This window comes from Sphingorhabdus sp., from assembly GCF_046154385.1.
GTDB lineage: Bacteria > Pseudomonadota > Alphaproteobacteria > Sphingomonadales > Sphingomonadaceae > Sphingorhabdus_B.
This window is the reverse complement of record NZ_JBJXFW010000057.1, coordinates 36,594-60,624: the sequence shown is the minus strand read 5'-3', so window position 1 is coordinate 60,624 and position 24,031 is coordinate 36,594. Positions and strand designations below refer to the sequence as shown.

The 24,031-nt window shown below is 54.2% G+C and carries 23 protein-coding genes and 1 tRNA gene; 10 read left to right on the top strand and 14 right to left on the bottom strand.

Going from position 1 to position 24,031, the window contains the following annotated elements; translation table 11 throughout:
* Nucleotides 1–31: 31 nt before the first annotated feature.
* The 5 genes from ACKVOS_RS12540 (at nt 32) to ACKVOS_RS12520 (ending at nt 4,907) form a co-directional block, all read left to right on the top strand.
* Complete coding sequence (locus tag ACKVOS_RS12540; protein WP_409212340.1) at nt 32–2,911, top strand: M16 family metallopeptidase; 2,880 nt, start codon at nt 32–34, stop codon at nt 2,909–2,911.
* 11 nt (nt 2,912–2,922) lie between these two features.
* A complete protein-coding gene (locus ACKVOS_RS12535; RefSeq protein ID WP_409212339.1) occupies nt 2,923–3,222 on the top strand; it encodes a hypothetical protein in 300 nt (99 codons plus the stop codon).
* A gap of 145 nt (nt 3,223–3,367) precedes the next feature.
* A complete protein-coding gene (locus ACKVOS_RS12530) occupies nt 3,368–3,922 on the top strand; it encodes a TspO/MBR family protein (RefSeq protein WP_409212338.1) in 555 nt (184 codons plus the stop codon).
* Between the two features lie 44 nt (nt 3,923–3,966).
* Nucleotides 3,967–4,284 (top strand): accessory factor UbiK family protein, encoded by a 318-nt coding sequence (locus tag ACKVOS_RS12525; protein ID WP_409212337.1) that lies wholly within the window; start codon nt 3,967–3,969, stop codon nt 4,282–4,284.
* A 110-nt stretch (nt 4,285–4,394) separates the two neighbouring features.
* Nucleotides 4,395–4,907, top strand: a complete 513-nt coding sequence (locus ACKVOS_RS12520) for a YbjN domain-containing protein (protein ID WP_409212336.1) — start codon at nt 4,395–4,397, stop codon at nt 4,905–4,907.
* Between the two features lie 13 nt (nt 4,908–4,920).
* Here ACKVOS_RS12520 and ACKVOS_RS12515 read toward each other — a convergent pair whose 3' ends face one another.
* The 5 genes from ACKVOS_RS12515 to ACKVOS_RS12495 all read right to left on the bottom strand — a co-directional run bounded on the left by ACKVOS_RS12515 (nt 4,921) and on the right by ACKVOS_RS12495 (nt 8,309).
* On the bottom strand, nt 4,921–5,340 hold the full coding sequence (locus ACKVOS_RS12515; RefSeq protein WP_409212335.1) for a PaaI family thioesterase: 420 nt from the start codon (nt 5,338–5,340) through the stop codon (nt 4,921–4,923).
* Nucleotides 5,340–5,810: a PaaI family thioesterase gene (locus ACKVOS_RS12510; RefSeq protein WP_409212334.1), complete on the bottom strand. Its 471-nt coding sequence runs from the start codon at nt 5,808–5,810 to the stop codon at nt 5,340–5,342. The genes ACKVOS_RS12515 and ACKVOS_RS12510 overlap by 1 nt, the downstream gene beginning before the upstream one ends.
* The gene (gene proC, locus ACKVOS_RS12505; protein ID WP_409212333.1) at nt 5,807–6,616 is read right to left on the bottom strand and encodes a pyrroline-5-carboxylate reductase; all 810 of its coding nucleotides are present in this window, start codon (nt 6,614–6,616) and stop codon (nt 5,807–5,809) included. Before proC ends, ACKVOS_RS12510 begins: the two co-directional genes overlap by 4 nt.
* 461 nt (nt 6,617–7,077) lie before the next feature.
* Entirely contained in the window at nt 7,078–7,632 is a 555-nt protein-coding gene (locus ACKVOS_RS12500) for a hypothetical protein (protein ID WP_409212332.1), read from the bottom strand.
* Nucleotides 7,633–7,709: 77 nt separating this feature from the next.
* Nucleotides 7,710–8,309 carry a hypothetical protein gene (locus tag ACKVOS_RS12495; protein WP_409212331.1) on the bottom strand — a complete coding sequence of 200 codons (600 nt, stop codon included), beginning with the start codon at nt 8,307–8,309 and terminating at the stop codon, nt 7,710–7,712.
* 211 nt (nt 8,310–8,520) lie between these two features.
* Here ACKVOS_RS12495 and dgcA point away from each other — a divergent pair, with 211 nt between their 5' ends.
* Nucleotides 8,521–9,507 carry an N-acetyl-D-Glu racemase DgcA gene (gene dgcA, locus ACKVOS_RS12490; protein ID WP_409212402.1) on the top strand — a complete coding sequence of 329 codons (987 nt, stop codon included), beginning with the start codon at nt 8,521–8,523 and terminating at the stop codon, nt 9,505–9,507.
* Nucleotides 9,508–9,775: 268 nt separating this feature from the next.
* On the opposite strand, the gene ACKVOS_RS12485 is transcribed toward dgcA, so the two are convergent.
* The 4 genes from ACKVOS_RS12485 to argH are packed head-to-tail and all read right to left on the bottom strand — an operon-like array spanning nt 9,776 to nt 13,506.
* Nucleotides 9,776–10,552, bottom strand: a complete 777-nt coding sequence (locus ACKVOS_RS12485) for an NAD(P)-dependent oxidoreductase (RefSeq protein WP_409212330.1) — start codon at nt 10,550–10,552, stop codon at nt 9,776–9,778.
* Nucleotides 10,553–10,558: 6 nt separating this feature from the next.
* Nucleotides 10,559–11,821: a diaminopimelate decarboxylase gene (gene lysA, locus ACKVOS_RS12480; protein WP_409212329.1), complete on the bottom strand. Its 1,263-nt coding sequence runs from the start codon at nt 11,819–11,821 to the stop codon at nt 10,559–10,561.
* Nucleotides 11,822–11,839: 18 nt separating this feature from the next.
* Nucleotides 11,840–12,139, bottom strand: a complete 300-nt coding sequence (locus ACKVOS_RS12475; protein ID WP_409212328.1) for a hypothetical protein — start codon at nt 12,137–12,139, stop codon at nt 11,840–11,842.
* On the bottom strand, nt 12,136–13,506 hold the full coding sequence (argH, locus tag ACKVOS_RS12470) for an argininosuccinate lyase (RefSeq protein ID WP_409212401.1): 1,371 nt from the start codon (nt 13,504–13,506) through the stop codon (nt 12,136–12,138). The genes ACKVOS_RS12475 and argH overlap by 4 nt, the downstream gene beginning before the upstream one ends.
* Before the next feature lie 16 nt (nt 13,507–13,522).
* Between argH and ACKVOS_RS12465 the strand changes: the two genes are divergently transcribed.
* Nucleotides 13,523–14,134, top strand: a complete 612-nt coding sequence (locus ACKVOS_RS12465) for a TlpA family protein disulfide reductase (RefSeq protein WP_409212327.1) — start codon at nt 13,523–13,525, stop codon at nt 14,132–14,134.
* On the opposite strand, the gene ACKVOS_RS12460 is transcribed toward ACKVOS_RS12465, so the two are convergent.
* From ACKVOS_RS12460 to ACKVOS_RS12450, 3 genes are all read right to left on the bottom strand, one after another.
* Entirely contained in the window at nt 14,135–14,398 is a 264-nt protein-coding gene (locus tag ACKVOS_RS12460; RefSeq protein WP_409212326.1) for a hypothetical protein, read from the bottom strand.
* Nucleotides 14,399–14,435: 37 nt separating this feature from the next.
* Nucleotides 14,436–14,511, bottom strand: a tRNA-Val gene (locus ACKVOS_RS12455).
* Between the two features lie 50 nt (nt 14,512–14,561).
* On the bottom strand, nt 14,562–15,485 hold the full coding sequence (locus tag ACKVOS_RS12450; RefSeq protein WP_409212325.1) for a hypothetical protein: 924 nt from the start codon (nt 15,483–15,485) through the stop codon (nt 14,562–14,564).
* A gap of 216 nt (nt 15,486–15,701) precedes the next feature.
* On the opposite strand from ACKVOS_RS12450, the gene ACKVOS_RS12445 reads away from it, so the two are divergent.
* Nucleotides 15,702–17,834: a M3 family metallopeptidase gene (locus ACKVOS_RS12445; protein WP_409212324.1), complete on the top strand. Its 2,133-nt coding sequence runs from the start codon at nt 15,702–15,704 to the stop codon at nt 17,832–17,834.
* A 344-nt stretch (nt 17,835–18,178) separates the two neighbouring features.
* Here the strand turns inward: ACKVOS_RS12445 and ACKVOS_RS12440 are convergent, their stop codons facing one another.
* Nucleotides 18,179–19,450, bottom strand: coding sequence for a YceI family protein (locus ACKVOS_RS12440; protein WP_409212323.1), 1,272 nt, complete (start codon nt 19,448–19,450; stop codon nt 18,179–18,181).
* A gap of 224 nt (nt 19,451–19,674) precedes the next feature.
* Between ACKVOS_RS12440 and ACKVOS_RS12435 the strand changes: the two genes are divergently transcribed.
* Nucleotides 19,675–21,663: a hypothetical protein gene (locus ACKVOS_RS12435; RefSeq protein ID WP_409212322.1), complete on the top strand. Its 1,989-nt coding sequence runs from the start codon at nt 19,675–19,677 to the stop codon at nt 21,661–21,663.
* A gap of 85 nt (nt 21,664–21,748) precedes the next feature.
* A complete protein-coding gene (locus tag ACKVOS_RS12430; RefSeq protein WP_409212321.1) occupies nt 21,749–23,755 on the top strand; it encodes a S1 family peptidase in 2,007 nt (668 codons plus the stop codon).
* A 4-nt stretch (nt 23,756–23,759) separates the two neighbouring features.
* On the opposite strand, the gene ACKVOS_RS12425 is transcribed toward ACKVOS_RS12430, so the two are convergent.
* Complete coding sequence (locus ACKVOS_RS12425; protein ID WP_409212320.1) at nt 23,760–24,005, bottom strand: hypothetical protein; 246 nt, start codon at nt 24,003–24,005, stop codon at nt 23,760–23,762.
* Between the last annotated feature and the right edge of the window lie 26 nt (nt 24,006–24,031).

The window sequence follows — 24,031 nt, the reverse complement described above, 5'->3', positions numbered from 1 at the left end:
CGGTCCAATATTAAAGCTTTGGGAGCAAAAAATGGTTCGTAAATTTACTTTCGCGCTGCTGCTGTCCGGTACGGCGCTCATGTCCGCCGCGCCCGCTTTGGCACAGGATGCCGCACCGGTTTCGAAATTGGTTGAGGCCGTTAACATTCCTCACGAGAAATTCACGTTGCCCAATGGTTTGACGGTTCTGGTGCACGAAGACCGCAAGGCGCCAATTGTTGCGGTATCGATCTGGTATGGCGTAGGGTCGAAGAATGAGCCCAAGGGGAAGACAGGCTACGCCCATTTGTTTGAACATATCATGTTCAACGGCAGCGAAAATGCGCCGGGCGATTATTTTGAGTATACAAAAAAAATCGGCGCGACAGACCTGAACGGAACGACCTGGCTTGATCGCACCAATTACTTCCAGACAGTGCCTACAACTGCGCTTGAATCCGCACTGTTTTTGGAAAGTGACCGTATGGGCTTTTTGCTCAACGCGGTAACCAAGGAAAAGCTTGATAATCAGATCGGCGTGGTTTCCAATGAAAAGCGTCAGGGCGATAACCAGCCTTTTGGACTGGTGGATTATAAAAGGTCTGAAACCCTGTTCCCTGTCGGCCATCCCTATCATCATGACACGATCGGCAGCCTGGAAGATCTGGCTGCGGCCTCGCTGGACGATATGAAGACGTGGTTCACCGACCATTATGGCCCGAACAATGCTGTGCTGGTTTTAGCCGGCGATATCAATGCGGCGCAGGCCAAGCCACTGGTTGAAAAATGGTTCGGCAAAATTAAACGTGGCAAGGATGTCGCGCCGGTTAATGCGCCCGTTCCCACGTTGGAAAAGCCAATCAAGATTGTGATGAAGGACAAGATTCCGGCGACGCGGATCTATCGTAACTGGGTCGTGCCCGGTCTGGCCGATCCTGACACGAACGCTCTTTATGTGGCCATGAGCGCGCTGGGCGGACTTTCCAGCTCGCGTCTGGATAATATCTTGGTCCGGCAAGAACAAAGCGCCGTTTCGGCCGCGGCCTATATTTTGCCTTTCGTACATGGCAGCGCCGTTAATATTCAAGTCGATGTAAAGCCCGGCGGTGATGCCGATGCGGTCGCCAAAAGGCTGGATGAAATCCTTGCCGATTTCATCGCCAACGGCCCCACAGCAGAAGAAGTACAGCGCGTCGCGACCAGCACGATTGCACAGCAGATTGACGGTCTGGAACAGGTTGGCGGGTTCGGCGGAAAAGCTGTCGCGCTTGCCGAAGGTCAACTTTATGTAGGTGATTCAAACTTTTACAAAAAAGAACTTGAGCGGTTGGCCGCAACCAAGCCGGAAACCGTGAAGGCAGCGCTACAAAAATGGCTGACGCGGCCGGTGCTGGAAATCCGCGTCGAGCCGGGCGAGCGTGAAGCTTATCAGGAAGTTGCCGCCGGAACCGGATCGCGCACCGGCACCTTGTCGGCTCCTGCATTTTACAGCCCCCCGGGTAGCGAAGATATGTCGGGAACTGTGGGAACCACTTTTCAGGACCGCAGCAAATTCCCTGAGCCCAGCGGAACGCCCGCGCTGGATTTCCCGACGGTAGAAGAGACCACGCTTTCCAACGGGATCAAGCTGTTCTTTGCCCGCCGCGCCGCCGTGCCAACGGTTCGTGTCGCGATCAGTTTCAACGCCGGCTATTCCGCTGACCCTGTCGACAAGCGCGGTATCGCGTCGATGATGTCGACAATGCTGTTGGAAGGCACCAAGACGCTAACCTCCACACAGATAGCGGAGACAGAGGAAAAACTTGGCGCTGATGTTAATGTGAACTCATCGCTTGATAGGACCGTGGCAAGTCTGCGGGCTGTAAAACCCAATCTGGCGCCTTCGCTTGACCTCTTGGCGGATGTGATCAAAAATCCGGCCTTTGCCGACAAGGAACTGGAACGCGTTCGCGTTCAGCAACAAACACGTATCACGTCGGAAAATAATCAGCCGCAGGGCATCGCCATACGGCAATTGCCGCCGATGCTGTACGGCAAAGGACATCCATATGGCGGACCGCAAACCGGAAGCGGATATCCCGAAACGGTCGCGACAATCAGCAAGGCGGACGTATCTGCGTTCCATGAAGGGTGGGTCCACCCGTCCAAGGCAGAGATTTTCGTGGTTGGTGATACCAGCCTGAAAGAAATCAAGCCACTGCTTGAGCAAAGATTCGGAAACTGGAAGCCCGCTGCTGCTGCTACACCAGCAAAAAATTTCGCCGTTGCGATACCGGCACCGCAATCCAAAATCCTGTTGATTGATCGCCCCAATTCGCCGCAGTCCTTGGTGATGGCGGGCAAGGTTCTGGATGCCAAAGGGTCGGACGACCTGTTGACATTGCGCGCCGCGAACGAGATTTTCGGTGGTGATTTCTTGTCGCGGATCAATATGGACCTACGCGAAACAAAAGGTTGGTCCTATGGTGTTCGTTCGCAAGTGAACGGTGCTGAGGATCGCGTGCCATTTTATATGTTTGCGCCGGTTCAAACCAACCAGACAGGTCCGTCAATCAAGGTTTTGATGGACCAGCTTAATGATTTCAACGGCATCAAGCCTGTAACCGCTGATGAGCTGGAAAAGACCATCAAGGGCAATGTTCTGGAACTGCCCGGCAGCTATGAGCAATCGGCGGCTGTTTTGGGCCAGATGCAGGCAGATCGACTGAACAAGCGTCCGTTCGATTATGCCGAGACCATCGCGGCAAAATACACCGCGTTGACCGCAAAGGCACTGAACGATGAAATGCGTGCAAAAATCGATCCGGCCAAAATAACCTGGCTGGTGGTCGGTGACGCCGCAAAAGTAAAACCGCAGTTGGAAGCGCTCGGTTTGCCGATTGAAATGGTCGGTGAAGCTGCTAACACCAGTGCAAGCAACAACGCTAAATAAGGAGCAGGATTATGGCATCAGTTGATGGCGATTGGGATGTAACGATCAAAAGCCCGATGGGCGACCAAAAGGCGGTTCTGACCGTCAACAGCGACGGCGCAAGCTTCTCTGGCAAGATGGCTGGCGGACTTGGTGCGATGGATATACCGAGCGGTTCGGTCGATGGGAACACGATCAGCTGGTCGATGGACATGACCGTGCCGATGCCAATGAAGCTAGATTGCACAGCCACCGTCGATGGCGATGCGATTTCCGGTGAAGTAAAGGCGGGTGCTTTTGGTTCGATGGGGCTTTCGGGCACACGTAAATAAATTTGATGCAGCAAAAGCTGCATTTTAATTGATTTGACAGGCCGCCTGTCCTTCGGGGTGGGCGGCCTTGTTCTATTTTTCCGGGATGCTAAGGAATTGGGGGAATGGCGTTCGCCCGAATCGCCGGAAAGGTCTGGAGACTCCCATGAACCAGCTTGCATCTGCTTCGCAGCTTCGCATGTCGCTTTTACGGTGGGCACTGTTTGTGATTCCCGTAATCATGTTCCTTGGTTTCCTGTCGGGTACAATTTCTGGCTCTGCTGCTGATAATATGTGGTATCAGACCCTTATAAAACCTGACATTCAGCCACCTGGCTGGGTGTTTGGCGTTGTCTGGCCGATTTTGTATTTTTTGATGGGCCTTGCCTTTGCGATGATATTACATGCGCGCGGTGCCCAAAACAGGGCATTGGCGATTGGACTGTTTTTGGTTCAGTTTCTTATCAACTTGTTATGGTCACCGATTTTCTTCGGGCAGCATAAGGTTTCGACAGCCTTCTACATTATCATCATCATGGTGTTGGTGGCCATCGCCACCACAATCGCTTTCGGTCAAGTCCGCAAGGCTGCGGCATGGTTGATGGTGCCTTATTTGATATGGATCAGCTTCGCTGCAATCCTTAACTTTCAGATTGACCAGCTCAATCCGGACGCCGAAAGTCTTTACGTACCGGCTGCGACTTCCCAAATAGGGTCGTGACCTGTGATCCAACCCCCTGGATCGGTTGATGCGGAGTGAATGAAATGCAAAGCGAAAAGCGTATTTTTGACGATCTTGCCAAAGTATTGAACGGTGTCGCTGGCACCGTTGCCGGAATGGGACGTGAAGCCGAAGCCAGCATGCGCGAGCGCGCCCGCGAATGGGCAGGAGGCCTTGACCTTGTCACGCGTGAAGAATTTGATGCAGTGAAAGCGCTTGCCGCGAACGCCCGTGCCGAAGCCGATGCGCTGGCCAAACGTGTTGCGGCTTTGGAGGCGTTTGTCGGGCTGAAAGCGGCTCCAGCGTCTAAGGTTGCACCAAAAGCAAAGCCTGCTCCCAAGAAGCCTGCGGCTAAAAAGTAAAAACTTTTCCACAGTCCGCCCACAGACTTGTTCGGACGCCCGGCGCATTACCCTTGCGCGGGAGTCCGCAGCAAGGCAGAATCGCGCAAGAATAATGGGCGCTTTACCGCATGCATGATGCAGACGAACAATATGAGCATTTTGAACGCGACGAATCCGCGCCCGTTGACATGCTCGCGGCCTTGTTCGAGGCCCGGGGCTGGGCCTATGAACTGGACGGTGATGATGAAATTACCGCCGAATATAAGGGCAGTTGGACCAGTTATCAGATCCGCGCAATCTGGCGAGAGGAAGATAACGCGCTTCAACTGATCCTATTACCCGACGTTACCGTACCCAGTGACAAGCGTGATAATATTTACAAGGCACTGGGTCTGATAAACGAACAATTGTGGCTGGGCCATTTTGATATGTGGTCAGCCAACGGAATATTGCTGTTTCGTCACGGCAGCTTGATGCCCTCTAACGGGTTGCTCGGCGTTGACCATGCCCAAACCATCATCGATGTCGCGATTGACGAATGCGAACGTTTTTATCCGGTGTTCCAGTTTATCATCTGGGGCGATAAATCGCCGGAAGAGGCAATTGCCAGCGCCTTAATCGAAACGCACGGCGAGGCGTGAAAAACCTACTTTCTTAACTTCCCTCGATTTTCGGGCGCCGGATCAGATAATGCATGGTGCCCATCGCAATCGGCTTCGCCCTGTCATCCTGCCATGCGCGGGCTTCGACATTGGCCATTGTCCGCCCCAGCCTTATGACTTCGCCGACTGCATAGGTCATTTGCCCTAATCCTCCGCGCATGAAATCGATCGTGACATTGACCTGCTTTATCGCGCTGTCATTGCCATTGGCGCGCAATGCATGATGGATTGCGGCGATCGCGGCTATTTCAAGCAAGCCTGAAATTGCACCGCCGTGCAGGAAGCCGGGGCGGCCTTGGACCTTATCTGCAAAGGGCATGGCGATCACGGGCGCACCATCGATTGCATCGACAATTTCCATGTCCAGAGCCATGGCATAAGGCGGCAAATTCCGGTTTTGTGCGGCCGACATTATACCCTGTCCCCAACGCGTATGAATGTTCCGCTGGCATGTGCAAGCGGTTCGTCTGGATTGCCATTATGGGCAAAGCCGCGCACAAAGCCGATGCTGTGGGTCAAATGGTAACAGATGCCCCGGCCATAAACCCGCGCACCGGCAGGTGAAGGACGTAAATAATCGAGGCGCAAGTCCATTGTGACTTGTGGCCGGAACTCGCCCAGCTTTGTCCAGATCGACATGCTGGTCGCGTTGTCCATCAGACTGATGACGACCGCTGATGCCAATATGCCTGAATCGGGATCGGCCACCAGATCCTCGCGCCAGTCTATCGCCAGTTCAACCCAATCTTCGCCATGTCCGACATAGTCCATATTGAGGAAGCCGCCATGACCGAACCGGCCCATAAGCTTGTTGACCAACGCCGGATCAAATGCGGCGTTTTTAGGGATCAAACCTCCCAAATCAGGTTTGTTGGCCGTCATGCCGTTTCCCCTTTCGCCAGTTGCACGCCCCGTTCGCGAGCCGCCTCCAATGTTGCTTTCACCAGATTTTGCAGCGAATCCCCTGCATCCAGCACGGCAAGACCGGCCGCCGTTGTGCCGCCTGGACTGGTCACGCGCTTGGCCAATGCAGCGGGGCTTTCGTCCGATTCCATCGCGAGCTGCGCTGCACCTGCAACCGTGGCCAATGCCAGCTGTGCCGCCGTTTCGGCAGGTAAGCCCGCTGCCACTCCGCCTTGGGCCATGGCGTCGATAAAACGATAAACAAAGGCGGGACCAGACCCGGCAAGCGCGGTCACTGCATCCATATGAGTTTCATCCGGGACCCAGACCGGTGTCCCCAATGGAGCCAAATATGTGTCGAGAGCGTCTCTTTCCGGTATCGAAAGCGCGGTCGAAAACAGCCCTAATGGTGACAGCCCTAGGGCAGCCGTCAGATTGGGCATCAACCGCACGATCCGCGTATCGGGAAACAATGCGGTAAGAGCAGGGGTCATGGCGCCTGCCAAGATCGAGAGAACCAGAGCGTTTGGCGCAATCCGTGCGCGGATTGCGGGGGCAAGACTGCCGAGCATCTGGGGCTTGATACCCAAAAGGACCGTGTGAAATATATCGTCCAGCGCCTCGGCTGACGCAACTTGGCGGACGCCTGTTGGCAGATCCTGCACGACTGGGTCGATCACGGTAAAATGTGACGGTGACCTTCCAGAGGCCAACCACCCGCGCAACATCGCACCGCCCATATTGCCGCAACCAACAATCAGCATCTGAGGCGAAATTTCGGGCACATCATCCATCCTGCAATTTACACAAGGGCCATGCCCTATCTGCACGCGGACGGCAACCTCAGGGTCGGTTCCAATTCTCCACAATTTGTGCGGACACCTTATGCGGTTGTTCGAAAAACAATCTCACACTCCGTCGCCCTGGGGCCGAGATTGTGCTCTGCACGCCTTCGGCTCCAGGGTGATGGGGTGTGTGAGGAATAGGTTGGACCTGGTCCTATCCCGGAATAGTTTCACGCAAAGGCGCGAAGATTTTCAAGAGGGCGGATGCCACTAAAATATGTCACGCACGATTTTGGTTGAGTGACTTTGATATTCTTGACGACCCTCTTAAAAACCTTCGCGTCTTTGCGTGAAATATTCTGTTTTTTCGGGGACACCAAGCCGAGTTTCAACACCCACCCTCCCCTAACCCCTCCCGCAAGCGGGAGGGGGATTGAGCCTTTTTGCCCCTTCTTTTTCGCCTAAATATCGCGGTCGCCGAACTGGACGAAGTCAACTTCGCCATTGGTCGCGCCGCAAGTGAAGCTCTCGTCATTGCCGCCTGAAAGGCCACCTTCGACCCGCCAGCCATCGCCGTCGCGGGTTACGCTGCGAATTTCATCCACCTGTGCGCCATCGCGCTGCGCTGCGGTGGAGCAAGCCTCGACCGCACTTGCGACATCGTTCGAACGGTTGGTTTCCGTGCCCGCTTCACGCGCATAATCCGGTGCATTTTCATAAGAGCGGTCCGGGGTTGGATAGCGATTGTCATCCTTTCCGTTTTTGCTGCTTTTGCTGGCGGCGTCAGCAACGATGGCGATACCGGCCAAAATGGCGATACCGGCCAAAATGTCACCGCCATCGACACGGTCGCGGTGCCGATAGCGGTTATGTCGACCCCAGCCATTATATTCGCCGGCCGATTTCAGAACGGAATGCCCCCGGTCCAGCGAAGCCGCGGCGACGGCTGGAGTGACGGATGTTGCCAATATCGCGGCTGTGCCAATGGCGAGCGCGCTTTTGTGAAAATGTCCCATTTTTGTGCCTCCTGTTGAGTCTGTTTTATAGGTTGCGGCAGCCACCTTCGGAACCGAATGCGGCCGCCGCCCAAAAATTACCGCCAGCGATCAAGACCGCTATAGTCGATATCAACAACCCGTCCGCGTTCGACATAGCAGGTAAACCGGCCCTTGTCGTATCCACGGTTATAGCCGCCTTCATATCCATTATGGTATCCGTTGCCATAGCGGCCGTCGCGATCATAACGGTTGTAGCCATCATAGCCCCGGTTATTGCCGCGCCAGCCATCCTTCACCACGACATTGCCCTTGACGCGGTAGCCGTAACGGGTGCGTTCGATGTCACGGATCTGGGTCACATCCGAACGGCTATACCGGTTCGCCCAGCGTTCCACACCATTCACGCACTGGTTGACAGCAGACCGGCCGCCGCCATAACGGCTGTCATATCCAAATCCGGCGCGGTTATAGTCGTAATTGTTGCCACGGTCATATCCACGGTCATAGCGGCGGTCATTATCCGATGCGGCGATAACAGCGGCCAAACCGCCCAAAACAACTGCCCCTGCGATCACTTCGCCGGCACTGATATTGTCACGGTCATGCCGGTCACGCGCCTGTGCAGGGGCGGATACACTTACCAAAGCTGCAGCAGCAGCTCCGGCGCTTAGCAAGCTTTTGGTCAGGATATTCATCTTCATTCTCCTTTGCCACGACGGGGGACTTCCCGTGCTGACAAGAATGGAATAGGTGATTCGTCGTTGCACAATCCTGAATTGACTTGTCAGCTCCCGTTCAGGAAAGTCCGATGTTTTATGAACAAAAATAGCTGATAGTGGTAAACCCGGCTTGCATTGATGCCTTTATATGGCCAGTCTGCTTTCGGACACAAAAGTGGGTGGGGCAATGTCTTTACGTATAAGTGCGGCAATCGAACGCTGGCCAGTGGCCGGACAATTCATCATTGCGCGCGGCGCAAAGACGTATGTGGATGTATTGGTTGTCGCCGTAAGCGACGGCAGCCATGTCGGATTGGGCGAAGGTACCGCCATTTATTATCGCGGGGAAACCGCAGAAAATTGCCTCGCGCAGGTCGAAACAATATTACCGGTGCTGGAGCCACTTGATACGGACGAGGCCCGAAAGCAAGTTCAGTTTCTCCTTCCCGCAGGTGCGGCGCGCAATGCTCTTGATTGTGCGCTTTGGGATTTGGCGGCCAAGGCGGCGGGACAGCCGGTGTGGCGCCTTGCCGGATTACTTGCGCAACCCCGGCCGCTCACCACTGCGTTTACGATATCCCTGGGCGATGCCGCTGTGATGGAGGCCGACGCGGCCAAGGCGGCGGCCCAGGGATTTTCGTTGCTGAAACTCAAGCTGACCGGTGAGGGTGATTACGCCCGTGTCGCCGCGGTCAAATCGGGCGCGCCCGAGGCTCGGCTGATTGTGGATGCCAATGAAAGCTGGGGGCATCTCGACATTGCCGCTGAGGCCGCATCGCTGGCGACGTTGGGCGTTGAAATGATTGAACAGCCGGTTCCGGCGGGGCAGGATTCATTGCTGGCTGGCGTCCGGTCGCCGTTGCCGGTCGTCGCGGACGAAAGCTGCCACAGCGCCGCCGATGTCGCGCGCCTTGCGCCTTATTATGATGGCATCAATATCAAGCTCGACAAGGCAGGCGGCCTGACCGAGGCTTTAAAACTGGCCGAAGCGGCCGAAGCGGCCGGGATGAAAATCATGGTCGGCTGTATGCTATCGACCAGCCTTGGCATCGCCCCTGCCTTTTGTGTCGCACAAGGGGCGGATTGGGTCGATCTCGATGGTCCAGCGCTATTGGCAGAAGATCGTCCGGATGGTTTTGTTTTTGCAGACGGCATGGTTTCGGCTGACAAATAGTCTCTGAACCAAGATGTGCTCCGCACGCCTCCGGCCCCAGAGTTAAGGGGGGATGTGTTGGACTTGGTCTTGTTCGGGAATAGTTTCACGCAAAGGCGCAAAGATTTTCAAGTGGGCGGCGGCCCTTTATATATGTCACGCGCGCTTTGGGTTGAGTGGCTTTGATATATTTTGACTGCCCCCTTAAAAACCTTCGCGTCTTTGCGTGAAATATTCTGTTTTTTGGGCAAACTGAGCGGAGTTTCAACAACCGTCCTCCAATTCTCCGTCACCCTGATTCTAACAACCTCAGGTAAAGCACCAAACCCTCAGGCACTGGAGCCTGCGGCGCACCTTCGTGGCGCACCGCATCCGCCCGGGCGCGGTTTAGAATGGCAGCGGGGACGTGGGCGTCGTGGAATATATGATCCGCCTCTCCAAGCAATCGCGCTGTTAACAAGGTCAGGTCATCGGCGTTGCCCGATAGCAGGGATATTTCCACCAGACGGGAAGGTTGATCTGCGTCACCTGTGTCCAACCATGTGTCGATGGCCGATGCGCTGTGGCTTTTGAATGGGTCCAGCGAGCCGCCTGCAGCAAAGGCCTGATCAAGCGCGCGGCGGCGGTCTGCGGCTTGGGGCCATTGGGCGCGAATTGCGTCGCGCGCATTGGACACGGACTTCGCAAGCATACCGAGATTTTCCGGCAGCAACGTCTCAATCCGTTGTCTGATGGCCTTGGCCATCCCCGCCGACGCACCGCCGGTACCGATGGCGACCAAAACGGGTGCACGATCGACTAACGCTGGCGTTGTAAAATCGCAATGTTCCGGCCTGTCTACAACATTGACCAGCAAGCCACGCGCTTTCAATTCAGCCGCACCGGCCAACGCTTCTATTTCGTCTTCAACAGCGACAAACGCCAGCACCGCCTCTTTGTCATCGGCGTCGACGCTTATACCGCCGGCACGTTCGATCAACCGCCTTTTGGCATCCGCTGCATCCCCTTCGCCAACCAGAATGACTTTCCGGCCCCGCACATTCACGAAAATCGGAAGTTGGTCCATATTCGGTTACTTCAACCAATCCGGAACATGTTCTGCGGCTAAAATGGTTTCAGGCGATATGCGTTCCGCGACGATGGCGAACTTGTCGCCATCGACCAGCACCTCGGGAACCAGGCCGCGGCTGTTATATGTACTGGCCATTGTCGCACCATAGGCTCCGGCGGTGCGGAAAATGGCCAGATCATTGGCGGCCACCACGTCAATCTCGCGCCCCATCGCAAAGGTGTCGCCGGTTTCGCAAACAGGGCCAACAATGTTCGCCGCCATTTTCTGGCCATTTGGTTCAACCGCTTCGAAATCATGCCAAGCGTCGTACAATGCCGGGCGCGCCAGATCGTTCATGGCGGCATCAACAATGGCAAAGGGTAAATTGCCAGATCCCGGCTTCACACGGATGACGCGCGTCAATAAAATACCTGCATTCCCAGCGATCACACGGCCCGGTTCGAACATCAGCCGCACGCCCCAATCACGGGTGACACGGGCGACCATCGCCCCGTAATCGGCTGGTTCCGGCGGATTGTCTTCCGCTTTATACTGGACACCCAGTCCACCGCCCAGGTCGACATGCGTGATATTGTGGCCACTCCCCCGCAATTCGCGCATAAGCATGCCTATTTTGCCGAACGCCGTCTCAAGAGGCTCCAAACTCGTCAACTGGCTACCGATATGCAAGGCTACGCCACGCATATTAAGGCTCGGCAAGGCGTCGAGTCGTGCATAAATTTCTGGTGCACGGTGAATGTTCACGCCAAATTTATTGTCGGCCTTGCCCGTTGAAATCTTGCCATGCGTGCCTGCATCGACATCGGGATTGATGCGAAGTACGGCGTTGGCGGGCAGATTCAGCGTGTCGGCAAGTGTTGCCAACTCGCGTCCTTCTTCTTCCGATTCAATATTGAACTGCCCAATGCCCACCTTCAGCGCGCGGACGATTTCCTCGGCGGTTTTACCGACGCCTGAAAACACAATGTCTTCGGCAGGGATACCGGCTGCGAGCGCGCGATCCATCTCGCCGCCGGAAACGACATCGGCACCATAGCCCTGCCGGGCGAGCACTTTGAGGACAGCAAGATTGGGATTGGCTTTGACCGCGAATGCCAGATGCGGATTGTCCAGTCCTGATAAGGCGTCGCGAAAAACTTGGGCATGGCGTTCCAGCGTGGCGCGCGAATAGACGTAGACAGGGGTTCCCACGCTGTCGGCAATTACGGGCAAGGGCACATCTTCGGCGTGCAACACGCCATTTACGAGGTCAAAATGGTTCATGGAAGATTGGACTTAATGTTATTTGGGTGTTGTTTGGGTAGCAGGATCTTCGGGATTGAACGGTTTAGGTTCTTCGCCAGGTGGCACATCAAAGGGGTCGTCGACACGCCGTTCAGATCGTTTCAAAAGTTCATCCGTTCGTCCGGGGCGTGCCTGCACATTTGGTGCGGAAAGCGCTTGCGCGGACTGTTCGGTGGTCTGGCCATAGGCTTTGACCGGCAATGTGGTGCCGGTTCTTGGTTCCAGATCGCCCACTTTGCCGCATCCCGCAAGGCAGATACCAAGCACCAAAACGACCAGTATTTGTCGCGATGTCATGCCTCAAGCTCCTTTTTCGCAACGGCGATTGCTTCCTTTACCCTAACCGGAGCGGTGCCGCCAGCGCTGGTTCGGCTTGCGACCGAACCTTCCACCGATAAATCAGGCAGATCACTTCCCTCAAGTTGAGGATAGATCGCGGCCAGATCGACCGATGTTATTGCGTCCAAAGTTATTCCGCGTTCTTCGCACGCTTTGACCACGTTGCCGGTAACATGGTGGGCATCGCGGAAAGCCAGCCCGTGTTCACGAACCAGCCAGTCGGCGAGGTCGGTCGCTGTCGAAAAGCCGGAAGCGGCGACTTCGCGCATACGTGCCGGCTGGAATGCGACATTTCCGACCATGCCGGTCATTGCGGCAATTGACAAGGTCAGCAGGTCATGGGCTTCAAACACGGGGGGTTTATCGTCCTGCATATCTTTGGAATATGCGAGCGGCAGGCCCTTCATTGTGACCATCAGGCTGGTCATGCAGCCGATAATGCGTCCGGCATGTCCGCGTACCAGTTCGGCGGCATCCGGGTTACGTTTTTGCGGCATGATCGAACTGCCTGTGGACCATGCATCAGGCAATTGGATGAAACCGAAAGGTTGCGATGCCCAAAGGATCATCTCTTCGGCAAGGCGCGACAGATGAAGCGCGGTCTGGGTCGCGCAGGTCAGAAATTCAATTGCGAAATCACGGTCGGAAACGGCATCGAGGCTGTTGCCCATGACGGCATCAAAGCCCATCGCCTGCGCCGTGGCTCGGCGGTTAATGGGGAACGACGTCCCGGCCAACGCCGCCGCACCAAGCGGCGACTGGTTTAAACGGTGGGCGCAATCGGCAAAACGGCTGCGGTCGCGCTTCGTCATTTCATAATAAGCCATCAAATGATGCCCCAAAGTGACCGGCTGTGCGACTTGCAAATGGGTGAAGCCCGGCATGATGCTGTCTGCATGTTCCTCGGCGCGAGCGACAAGTGCGGACTGGAACGCTTTCAACCCTGTGTCGATCCGGCCAATGGCTGCACGGACCCAGAGCCTGAAATCGGTTGCCACCTGATCGTTGCGCGACCGCGCGGTATGCAACCGGGCGGCAGGTTCACCGACCAAAGCGCGCAGGCGGGTTTCCGTTACCATGTGAATATCTTCAAGCGACCAGTCTTCGGGCACTCCATTCGCTTCATATTCGGCATAAATAGCGGTCAGGCCCCGCTGGATTGCCGCTTCGTCAGTGTCGCTAATGATACCTTGCGCGGCTAGCATTTGCGCATGAGCCTTACTTCCGGCGATGTCTTCTTGCCAAAGGCGCTTGTCGAATGGAATCGAGGCATTTATCTCGCGCATGACATCCCCGGGGCCTGCGCCAAATCGGCCGCCCCACATGCTATTGGAATCTGACATGCGTTTGGTAATTGCCCCAATCCTTCTCGCGCTAGCCCTTATCAGTCTGGCCGCGTGCGATACGGGAACTGCGCCAACGGGGCAAGGGTCCGCGAATTCTCAACGCGAAAATACCCCGGAGCAGGCCAAGAGCGATATCGGGCTTGAAAGCGCCAACGGGATGCGCGCGACATTAAGTTATAAATTTGCGGGGCAAAAGGCGCCAACGGCGGTTTTCACCAACCCGCAAGGAGGAGACACAACTTTATCGGATTTTGGCGGACGTCCGCTGTTGCTGAATATCTGGGCGACATGGTGCGCGCCGTGCAAGGCGGAAATGCCGACGCTGGATGCATTGGCCGAGCTTGAAAGGGGCCGTGTCACGGTGATTGCGGTGTCGCAAGACTTGAAAGGCCGCGCGCCTGTGGATGCCTTTTTTGCAAAAGCGGCAGTCCGAAATCTTGAAGCCTATATCGACAGCGACAACGCCCTGTTAGCCGCATTTAACAACCAACTCGCGTTGCCAACGACCATTTTGTATGATTCTGACGGAAACGAAGTATGGCGGGTGATTGGCGGGGTCGAATGGGATGATGCCGAAATGGCAAATTTGTTGCGCGAGGCGACCTGACTACATCAGCACGCGGCGTATCCGGGTCTTTTCCTTTTTGCGAATCGGCAACGATTCGGTCGAAGATCGAATTACAAAATGGCGATGTTTGGGGTCGGTGCAGATGGCGGTGTCATGTTGATCATTTTGGTCATTCTCACGCGCATAGGCCATCTCAGGCATCATTATCGTGGCACCCAAGATCAAAATCGCGGCTATCGTTAAAATATGACCCCTCATATGCGTAAAATATACGCTGAAAGCTTTCTGTACGATGAACGTCACGAGCTTTCTCCTTGTTTTTCAGATATGATCTGAAAAATGGTGGGCGCTAACGGGCTCGAACCGCTGACCCTCTCGGTGTAAACGAGATGCTCTACCAACTGAGCTAAGCGCCCCCGTGGGGAAGCGCGCCTTTGCCAAAGCGCTGCGGCTTTGGCAAGTATTTTCAGACAATCTGGATCAATCGATCGGCAATAGAGGCAAAATACTCATCCAGCTGGTTGCTTGCGCGGCTCGAAAGTTCAATAAACACACGCCTTGCGTCATCCGGGTCCTGCCGCCGCACCAACATGCCACTCTCGGTCATGACGGTAACCCAGCGTAGCGCGGTTGTTGACGGCACGGCTGCGGCGATACACAGGCTAGAGACCGATACATTCTGATTTTCGAGTTGCGCCGCTTTCAGGTCGAGCAATATGTCCCAGGCAGGGTCAGCAAACAATTCCGAATCAAAAAACCGTTCCCGTTGACGTCGTAACCTAATGATTTCACGTATTTGCGAAGCCGTCAGGGTACGATTAACGCTAACATGCGTGGTCGGGAATGGTTGAAATCCGCCGATAGGCGCGGGCCTGAAAGACACCGGTTTGTCTGAGAGATTTTTGGGGCGATCGGTTTCAGCAATTCGTGCAAGGGTGCGGGCGAATTCTGCCAATTCGTCGCTGATCCGGTGCAACGAACCGAATTCCACTGGGTTATCCCTGTCGTGCAATCGGTCCATCTTGCCTGTTCCCAATGCCCCCGCCAATATCGGTATCGCCTCGGCATCATTGGCATCGATCAGGAAATGGCATTGCCCTTGCGGCAACAGAGCAAAGGCGGTTTCAAGGCCATCCGGATTTATCCACACCACCGCTGTACTGCGATGTTGTTCGAGATATCGCACTATTGCCGGAAGTGAATCCGCGAGCGGCTCCGTTTCGGAGGAAAAATCGACCAGAATATAGTCTGCGCCAAAAGTCAGGTCCGTACCGAGTATCGCGCAACCCGATGCCCGTGCCAGCCATGCCAGCTGATCGGTTCTTTTGGCGCTTTCTGCAAAGATCATGGCTGTCTTGCGACCCACCGCTTCGCCAAAAATTGCTGGCAATCTACAAACTCCTGCTCCTGAATCTGGATGATTTAGGGACGTAAAAGTTCAATATTTCAAGACGTAAAGCGCAAAATATTTTCCTCCAGTTCGGATGCAATAGCGCAGGCCAAACGTCTATTTGCATGACCGACCGGCAGCCGCTACTCCTGAAGACATTCACAGGTGTAGCGACAATGCTACTATCTGGTTCCATGTCGTTAAGGAGTATTATGCGTGAACATTGGAAAATTGCTGGCAAACGTTGCGGCACTCTCGTTTTCCGGGGTCGCTATGACTGTGGTCGCTGAAGCAAAGGAAATGCAAGTCTCCGGCGCTGAAACGCCTGTATTGTTGCAGGAATGGACAGGCCCATATGGCGGCATCCCGCCGTGGGACCAGATAAAGGTTGCCCAATTCCCGGCTGCTTTCGAAGCGGCTATGGCTGCTTCAAAAGCCGAATTCGAAGCCATGCTTGAAACACCGGGCCCGATCAGTTTTGAAAATACCATTACCGCCAGCGAATTATCCGGAGAAAAAATGGGGCGGCTTTTCTCGATCTGGGGCGTTCACTCGTCGAACTTGTCCAATCCGGAAATAAGAAAAATTCAGGCGGAATGGGAACCTAAGGTAAGCGCCTTTTTCTCGGAACTCACGCTTGATGCACGCTATTTTCAGCGGGTAAAATATCTATATGATCAACGTAATACGCTCAATTTGGATGCCAAACAAACACGCTTGTTGGAACGGACCTATGATGGCCTCGTCCGCAACGGCGCGTTGCTTGACGCGGCGCAAAAGGCAAAGGTCATTGGCATTGAAACGGATCTTTCCAAAAAATTCTCGGCCTTTTCAGAAAAGGTTTTGGCCGATGAAGAAACCTTCATTGTTCTCGAAACTGAGTCTGACCTGGCCGGGCTTCCCGAAACATTTGTTGCAGCGCTAGCTGCTGCGGCCAAAGCGAAGGGCAAAGATGGTTGGGCCGTTGTCAACACCCGGTCTGCGGTACAGCCGTTTCTGGAAAACTCGACACGGCGTGACTTACGCGAAAAAGTGTGGCGGGCCTTTACCAAGCGCGGCGATAATGGAAATGCCAATGACACCAATGGGACCATCGCCGAAATTCTTAAACTGCGGCAGGATCGTGCTGAAATTTTGGGCTTTCCAACGCATGCCCATTACCGGATGGCCGACACCATGGCGAAAGATCCAATCAAGGCGATGGACTTGATGATGCAAGTTTGGCCGGCGGCCGTTGCGCGGGTCAAGGAAGAAGTCGCCGATATGCAGGCGATAGCCAACACTGACGGTATCACGATAGAGCCGTGGGACTATCGTTTTTATGCCGAAAAAGTTCGCAAAGCGAAATACGACCTCGATCAGGAGGCTATCAAGCCTTATTTCCAGCTCGACAATATGGTGGCCGCCATGTTCGATGCGGCCGGAAAGCTTTATGGCATGAGCTTTACCGAAAACACGGGTGCCGTACCGGTTTTCGAACCCAAAGTGCGGACATTTGAAGTGAAGCGCAACGGCACGCTGATCGGTTTGTTCTATCTCGACAATTTTGCCCGTGCCGGCAAACGGTCAGGCGCGTGGATGACGACCTATCGCAGCCAGCATAAGCTTGGTGGCAAAAATGATATCGTGCTGGCGTCGAACAACAATAATTTCGTTCCCGGGGCCGACGGCGTACCTACGCTTATCAGCATCGATGACGCGTCGACCCTGTTTCATGAATTCGGTCACGCGATCCACTATCTCAATTCCGACATTATGTGGCCCGGCCTTGGCGGCACGCCCCGCGATTTCGTGGAATATCCAAGCCAGGTAAACGAGAATTGGCTGCTGACCCCTTATGTCCTCAATAGCTATGCCAAGCATTACAAGACCGGCGAGCCCATTCCGGCGGCATTGGTAGACAAGATCACGGCCAGCGATACATTCAATCAGGGTTTTGCAACGGTGGAATATCTGTCGAGCGCCATTCTCGATATGAAGTTGCACAACCGGTCGACTCCGGTGGCCGATCCCGCCGCCTTTGAACGCGATACGTTGACGGAAATCGGGATGCCCAAGGAAATGGCCATGCGTCACCGCCTGCCGCAGTTTAACCATCTGTTCGCAGACGATGGTTATTCGGCGGGCTATTACAGCTATCTATGGTCCGAGACGATGGATGCCGACACATGGGCGGCCTTTACCGAAAAGGGCGATGTGTGGGACAAGCAGACGGCGGAACGTTTCCGTTCTATGTTGCTCGCCACCGGTAATGAGACCGACCGAATCGAAGCGTATCGTGCGTTTCGTGGACGTGACCCGGATGTTAAATATATCATGAAAAAACGCGGGTTTCCGACTGGAGAATGAATGGAATGTGCGGTGTTCCAGCTTCGGCTGAAATACCGCACGTCATTCAATTCCGTGAATCTCAAAGCTGTTGGAAAATATGCTCTCTTCATTGTGGGAAGAAGAGAGCTTAGATGCCTGTCGGTGGGGTCGCAATTCACCGTCAGGCATTATCAAACCGGAATGGCACTCCAAAGAAGAGCATGCCCCCACAACCGATTTTTCTTAGACTGGGTCATAACGCAATCGCGTTTTAAGTCAAGAAACATTGCAGGTGTAAACCGCGCAAATCACGCAAAAGCACATATAACATCAAAGCGTTGCAACAAAGGCACACATGATCTTGGGTTGCGGCGCGCCGAAACTTAATCTCTGGTTTTGGCCGCAAAATCAAAAGATACGGATACATTGTCCGCGATCTCGTCCGTGGCAGCCCATTCCCCGCTGCCCACCCCAAAGGCGGTTCGCTTCAGCCGGGATGTGCCCGAAACTTTTGCGTTGGTGCCGTCGATCTTGAGTCGAAAATCCAGAGTAAGTGGCTGCGCCTTGCCATGGAGCTTCAGAGTACCGCGCGCACGGTATTTGTCGCCGCCGACGTTGGAGATCGAAGATGATGTAAATACGGCCTTCGGGTGAACGGCAACATTGAAAAAACTATCGCCCAGTAACATTTCGTCGCGTTGCGCATCGGACGTGGACGCTGAGCCCAAATCGACATTAACGATGATTGCTGAGTGTGCCAGATCATCCGGACTAAATCGGATGTCACTTGTCCATCGTCCAAAGCTCCCGGCAATGGGCGTTCCGTTCCAATCAACCGAAAAACCCAGCTTTCCTCCGCGCGAAACTTGCCAATTCGCAAGCTTTTGCTTTGCGTCGCTTGCCGGAATTTCTTCTTCGGCGACGGGTAACACCGCGACCTTCTCTGCAACTTCTTTTGGCAGATTTTGAGAAGCTTCGGGATTGTCATTGATGGGGCTGTTCAACGCCGGTGTGTTAACAGGTCCTGTTTTTGCCGTCGTGATCGAACTGCCGGTCCAAAAAGCAATTCCCAAAGCTGCGGAAATGGAAATCAGAGTCAGGAAAAGAGGTCCCTTGCGTTCAACTGCCCAAGGAATCATGCGTCCCAGAATATTTTCCTGCTTGAAAAACTGGTGCCGCAAAGCCCCGGCGACATGGAGAATGAGCAAAGCTATTGCACCCCACGCCAACAGCTCGTGCAGTATTTCTGCCGGTTCATGAAAAGAACGACCAATCGGCAGATGGGGCAGGGGAATTGTGCCAAATAAAAGCGTCGGAACGTCAATCTTTGCGGTTGAAACCAGCATCCATCCGGTAAGTGGCCCACCGATCATTACTGCATAAAATGCGAGGTGAACCGATTTGGCCGCGCGTTCCGACCAGATGTTATCCGCAAACGCGGCTGGCCTGGGCCGCGCATAACGCAAGAACAAGCGCGTCAAAGACAGCACGAGAATCGCAATTCCGATGGATTTGTGTAACTGGTAAAGGCCAAAAAGATTGGTGCCACGTTCGAGGGTTTCAAACTGCCAACCCAAAGCGATCTGGAACGTCAAGGCAAGCGCGATCAACCAGTGAAGTATCATCGCGGTCATGGAATAACGGGCGTTTGTCATGAAAATGCTCTCGATAAAAATAGCGGTGGGATATGGAATGACATACCCAACATATACGATCGCAGGATCCTGATACCCAATAGGCGGCACCATAGCAAGCTTCGGTCACGATCCCGGATTTTCCCGCTTCGGATATATCGAGGCGCTTGTACAAATCGATATCCCGTTCTAGTCATTTTCTTGGTATAAAATTATTTTACGTCCGGGAAAGATTGGGTGTCCGCATGCTACGTGAGAATGGCGGCATTTCCGGATTGAACGCGCCGACCTGTATATTGGACATTGGCATTACCGGCCACCGAAGCCGCCACCCCGTATTTTCCAAAAATCGAACCGAAATTTCGAAAAGTCTGTCGAAGCTGATGGGGTTGATGGGCCAAATTGCGGATGACGAAGCTGGCACGTCTGGAACGGGAGCACCCCCGCTCATCCGGCTGCATTCTTTGCTGGCATACGGGGCCGATTTAATGGCTGTCGATGCGGCGCACGCCGAAGGCTGGCCGGTTGTCGCGCCTTTGCCTTTCGGGCGTGCGTTGAACCTTGCGATCAACGCTCAGCCCGCAAATCTTGCCGATATGCAGGCGTTACAGGACGGGAATTTCGCCACCGAAGCTGAAACGGCAAAGCGTGCCCAAGAAATTAGGACTGTCGCGGATAAAGTCAGGCTGTTCGAACTGGCCGAACAGGATATTGAAGTCGAGGCATTATACCGCGCGCATCTGACAGCGCCGGATGACAATGCCGCCGAACAAGCATTTGTTGGTATATGTTCGGATCGGGCGGCTATGGCTGCACGCGTCATGGTCGAACATTCCGATATATTGGTCGGAATCTGGGACGGCGTCACCCGGGGGAATGTGGGCGGGACGCGCCACACAATTGAATGTGCGCTGGAACAAGGCATCGCGGTTGTATGGATCGACGCCGCAAATCCCGAAAAATGGCATATCTTACGTGCGACCGAAGAATTGGCCGGATTGACCCATCGCACACGAACATCCGATGCAGAGACTGTATTACGGGCAATCGTGCGCGAAACATTGTGCCCGAATGGCGATAATTGGCAAAACGAACGCGCCAACCGGACATGGCGGAACAAAAGCAATGGCTTTTTTCAGGCCTATCGAAGGGTCGAGGCCATGTTTGGTGAAGGCGGCATGCGCGCATTTCGTAACCTTACGCAATATTATGAACATCCCGATAGGATCGCAGATGGCAGTGGAGCTCTTATGCTTCAAACCGCTAAAGAGTTGCCCGGTGGCGATCCGGTCATTGCGGATCATATCGCTACCGATATTTTGAAACCATTTGCCTGGGCGGACGGGGTATCGACCTGGCTATCGGATGCCTATCGCGGCGGGATGGTTGCCAGCTTTCTGCTCTCGGCTTTCGCAATCATTGGCGGTATCGCCTATCTTCCATTTGCATCCATAGAAGCAAAATGGGGGTTTGCGGCTTTTGAATTTCTGTTGTTGATGGCGATTGTCGTTATCTTTTTAACGGGCAAGAAACGGCACTGGCATGAACGCTGGTTCGAAACCCGCCGCGTCGCTGAATATTTTCGCCATGCTCCTATATTGCTGTTGCTGGGTGTCGCCCGATCAACAGGTCGGTGGCCGCGAGGTTCGAACGGAAATTGGCCTGAATGGCACGTCCGGCATGTGATGCGCGGGGTCGGATTGCCGCAAATGAACGTCGCACCCGAATTCTTGCGTGGGGTGCTGATGTTGATGCGCGACCATCATGTGTCACCGCAACTGCATTATCATCAGGGCAAGGCAGCCCGTCTGAAACGCACACAGCATAATTTGCACCGAACGTCCGAACTGCTGTTTTTGTTCGCGGTGCTTTCGGTGGCCTTTTATCTCGCCATCGAAGTTGGTGCAAAACTGGCTTGGCTGCCACATGATGTGCCGCACGATGTCGCCAAGTCTTTCACGTTTCTGGGCGTTTTGTTTCCGACTTTGGGGGGCGCCTTTGCCGGAATTCATTATTTCGGCGATTTTGAACGCTTTGCAGCGATTTCGGAGATTACGGCGGAAAAACTTGGCGATGTCCAAACGCGGATTGCATTGTTGCTCGATGCCCCAGCCAGTTCCATCACTTATGCCCATGTTTCGGGTCTTGCCCATGCGATTGACGATATCGTGGTCGACGAGATAGAAAATTGGCAAGCGGTTTTTGGCGGCAAGCATATTACGGTGCCGGTTTAAGATATTGTATCGGGGGTTACCCCCGAACAGTTGCTGTGATATCCGACGCATTCGGGTCGCTCCGGTTACTTCCATTGGGGGGAAGATGACGCAGCATATTCATGGAACCAAGCCGTCCGCTCCGAAATTCTGCTATGTTGTGGGATTAGGGCTTTTGTTCATAGCAGGGATATGCAGTTCGCAAACCGCATCTGCACAGCAACTCGATGCCTACCAAGACGGGCGGCCTTTGGACGATGAAGGCGAAAAACCGCCCGAGGATTCGGGATGTGAACCTGCAAATGCCGGGATGGGATTTGTTATCGGAGCGCGCGCACCGTCGAACGCATTGTGCGTGGACCAGCGGCCCGTTACCATCGGTTTTCGCCAGAATTTAGGTCGTGACTATCGACGGATGCAGGAAATCGTCGCCCGAAATTCAGTGTTGCAGGTGGGCTGGCCAGCCGAATTTGAAATGAGCCGTTCGGTCGATGATCCGTCACAATTGGTCTTGTTTGATATGCTCCACCCGCCGATGTCCGCGAGCGCAGACGACACTGACATATCTTTTGTTTCCAACAATTACGACATATCCGCTATTGAACAGAAAGTAAATTCGGTCATTCTACTGGGCAATCCTGATGATCCGCAATTTAGCGATAGATTCAATCGGGAGATTTCCAAGATTATCCGCGCCCGTGCGTTAGTCGCGAACGCGCAACCAACCGGCCAACATCAATATTCGTTATGCGCGGAAAAGGGGGATCAGCAGTGTCCCGAAACGGGTAATTCTGATTTACGCAAACTCGGTACCAATGACAAAGTGCGATTTGCCGTGCGTAACGAGAGCAAAAGCCCGCATTATATATATCTGTTTCTGATTAACCCGGAAAATGAACTGCGGCTTGTCCTGAGCAGTATGTCGGCTTTGGAACCAGACGCGGTACTGGAAGCCCAAGGAGATCCCATCGAACTTGTCCAGGGGCGATACCACATTTTCACTCTGAGATCCGATAGCCCGATTGACGGTGCGATACTCCAGTCCGATTTTTCAAAATTGGACCCGTCAAAATGTAACAGCCCCGTTGCCGAAGCTTTGTGCGCTTTTCTGTCCGGGCAGGACATTTCCATTCCCCGTTGGGAGAAATTAGCACCCCAAGGCTGGAGCATGAACGTCGATACAATCGCGTCTGTCGTAAAAAAGTCTTTCGCGGTAGGCGGTGGTGACATTGTTAAAGCCGGATTTGCGCCGTGGCAGGTGCAAATCTATTCCAATCAGGCCTATACCAAAGCACAAATTAAAAAAGATACATTGGCCGGTGCCAAAGGCAAGTCCCTGGCAACGCAATTGCCATTTCAACTATACCATCGGTGTGCAGGGTCGTTAATTGCGAAGAATATTGTTTTGACAGCGGCGCATTGCGTTGCACATCCGCCGGTCGACGGCAAGAAAGTGCTTGCCACGCGGGAAGTTCTGGTTGGCACGCAAACTTTGAGCCAAGGCGGCGCGCGGTACCGGATTGCTTCGGTTGTGGTGCACAAAGGGTATCAGCCCGGCAGCCAAAAGGATGATATTGCGGTCCTGCGGATTGAATCCATCGCCGCTCCTGCAACGCAATATGCAATCAAACTACCCGGTACTGTGGCGGGATTTGGCAAGATTGTCACCGGATCGGATATTAGAGTGCTTGGCTGGGGCTATACCGGAGTGGTCCGCCGGTCCGAACGGCATGAACGGACACAGGCTGGCCCCCAATTTGCCGAGGATAGACTGCGGATTGCCGCAATGGAGGCTTATGATACCACCGCCTGTAAACTTTTGCCCGGCTATCAGAATATCGACAAAAAGATTTGTGCTGTCACGCCCGAAGACCGCAAAAAACCGGGAAATACGTTCAGTTGCCGGGGGGATAGCGGTGGCCCGGTAATTCAGCAATCGAATGGACGCGTTATGCAGGTCGGCTTGGTGTCGGGCGGCGTTGGATGTGGTGCGATCGAAAAGGGAAAGCAGAACCCTTCATTGTTTGTGGATCTGGCACAATATAGCAATTGGATCAAACAGGCGGAGACGCGCGTGCGCGCAATCTCCAACACTGTTGAGCGTTTACCTTGAACGCTTATTGGTCAGTACTGCCCTGATCTGTCGAACCCTGATCTGTTGAGCCTTGGTCGGTAGATCCCTGGTCTGTAGTTTCTGGTTCCGTCGTCTTAGGATCAGTTGCAGAATCTTCAACTTCAGGCTCAGCAACCACGGTTTCGTCGGCGACGACTTCTTCAGATGTTTTTTCAGCTTCAGGCTTGTTGCAGGCCATGACGCTTAACGACAGAACTGCGGCGGTCGACAAAAGAATAAATTTACGCATTGGATATCCCCCTTCAGGAAACTTTG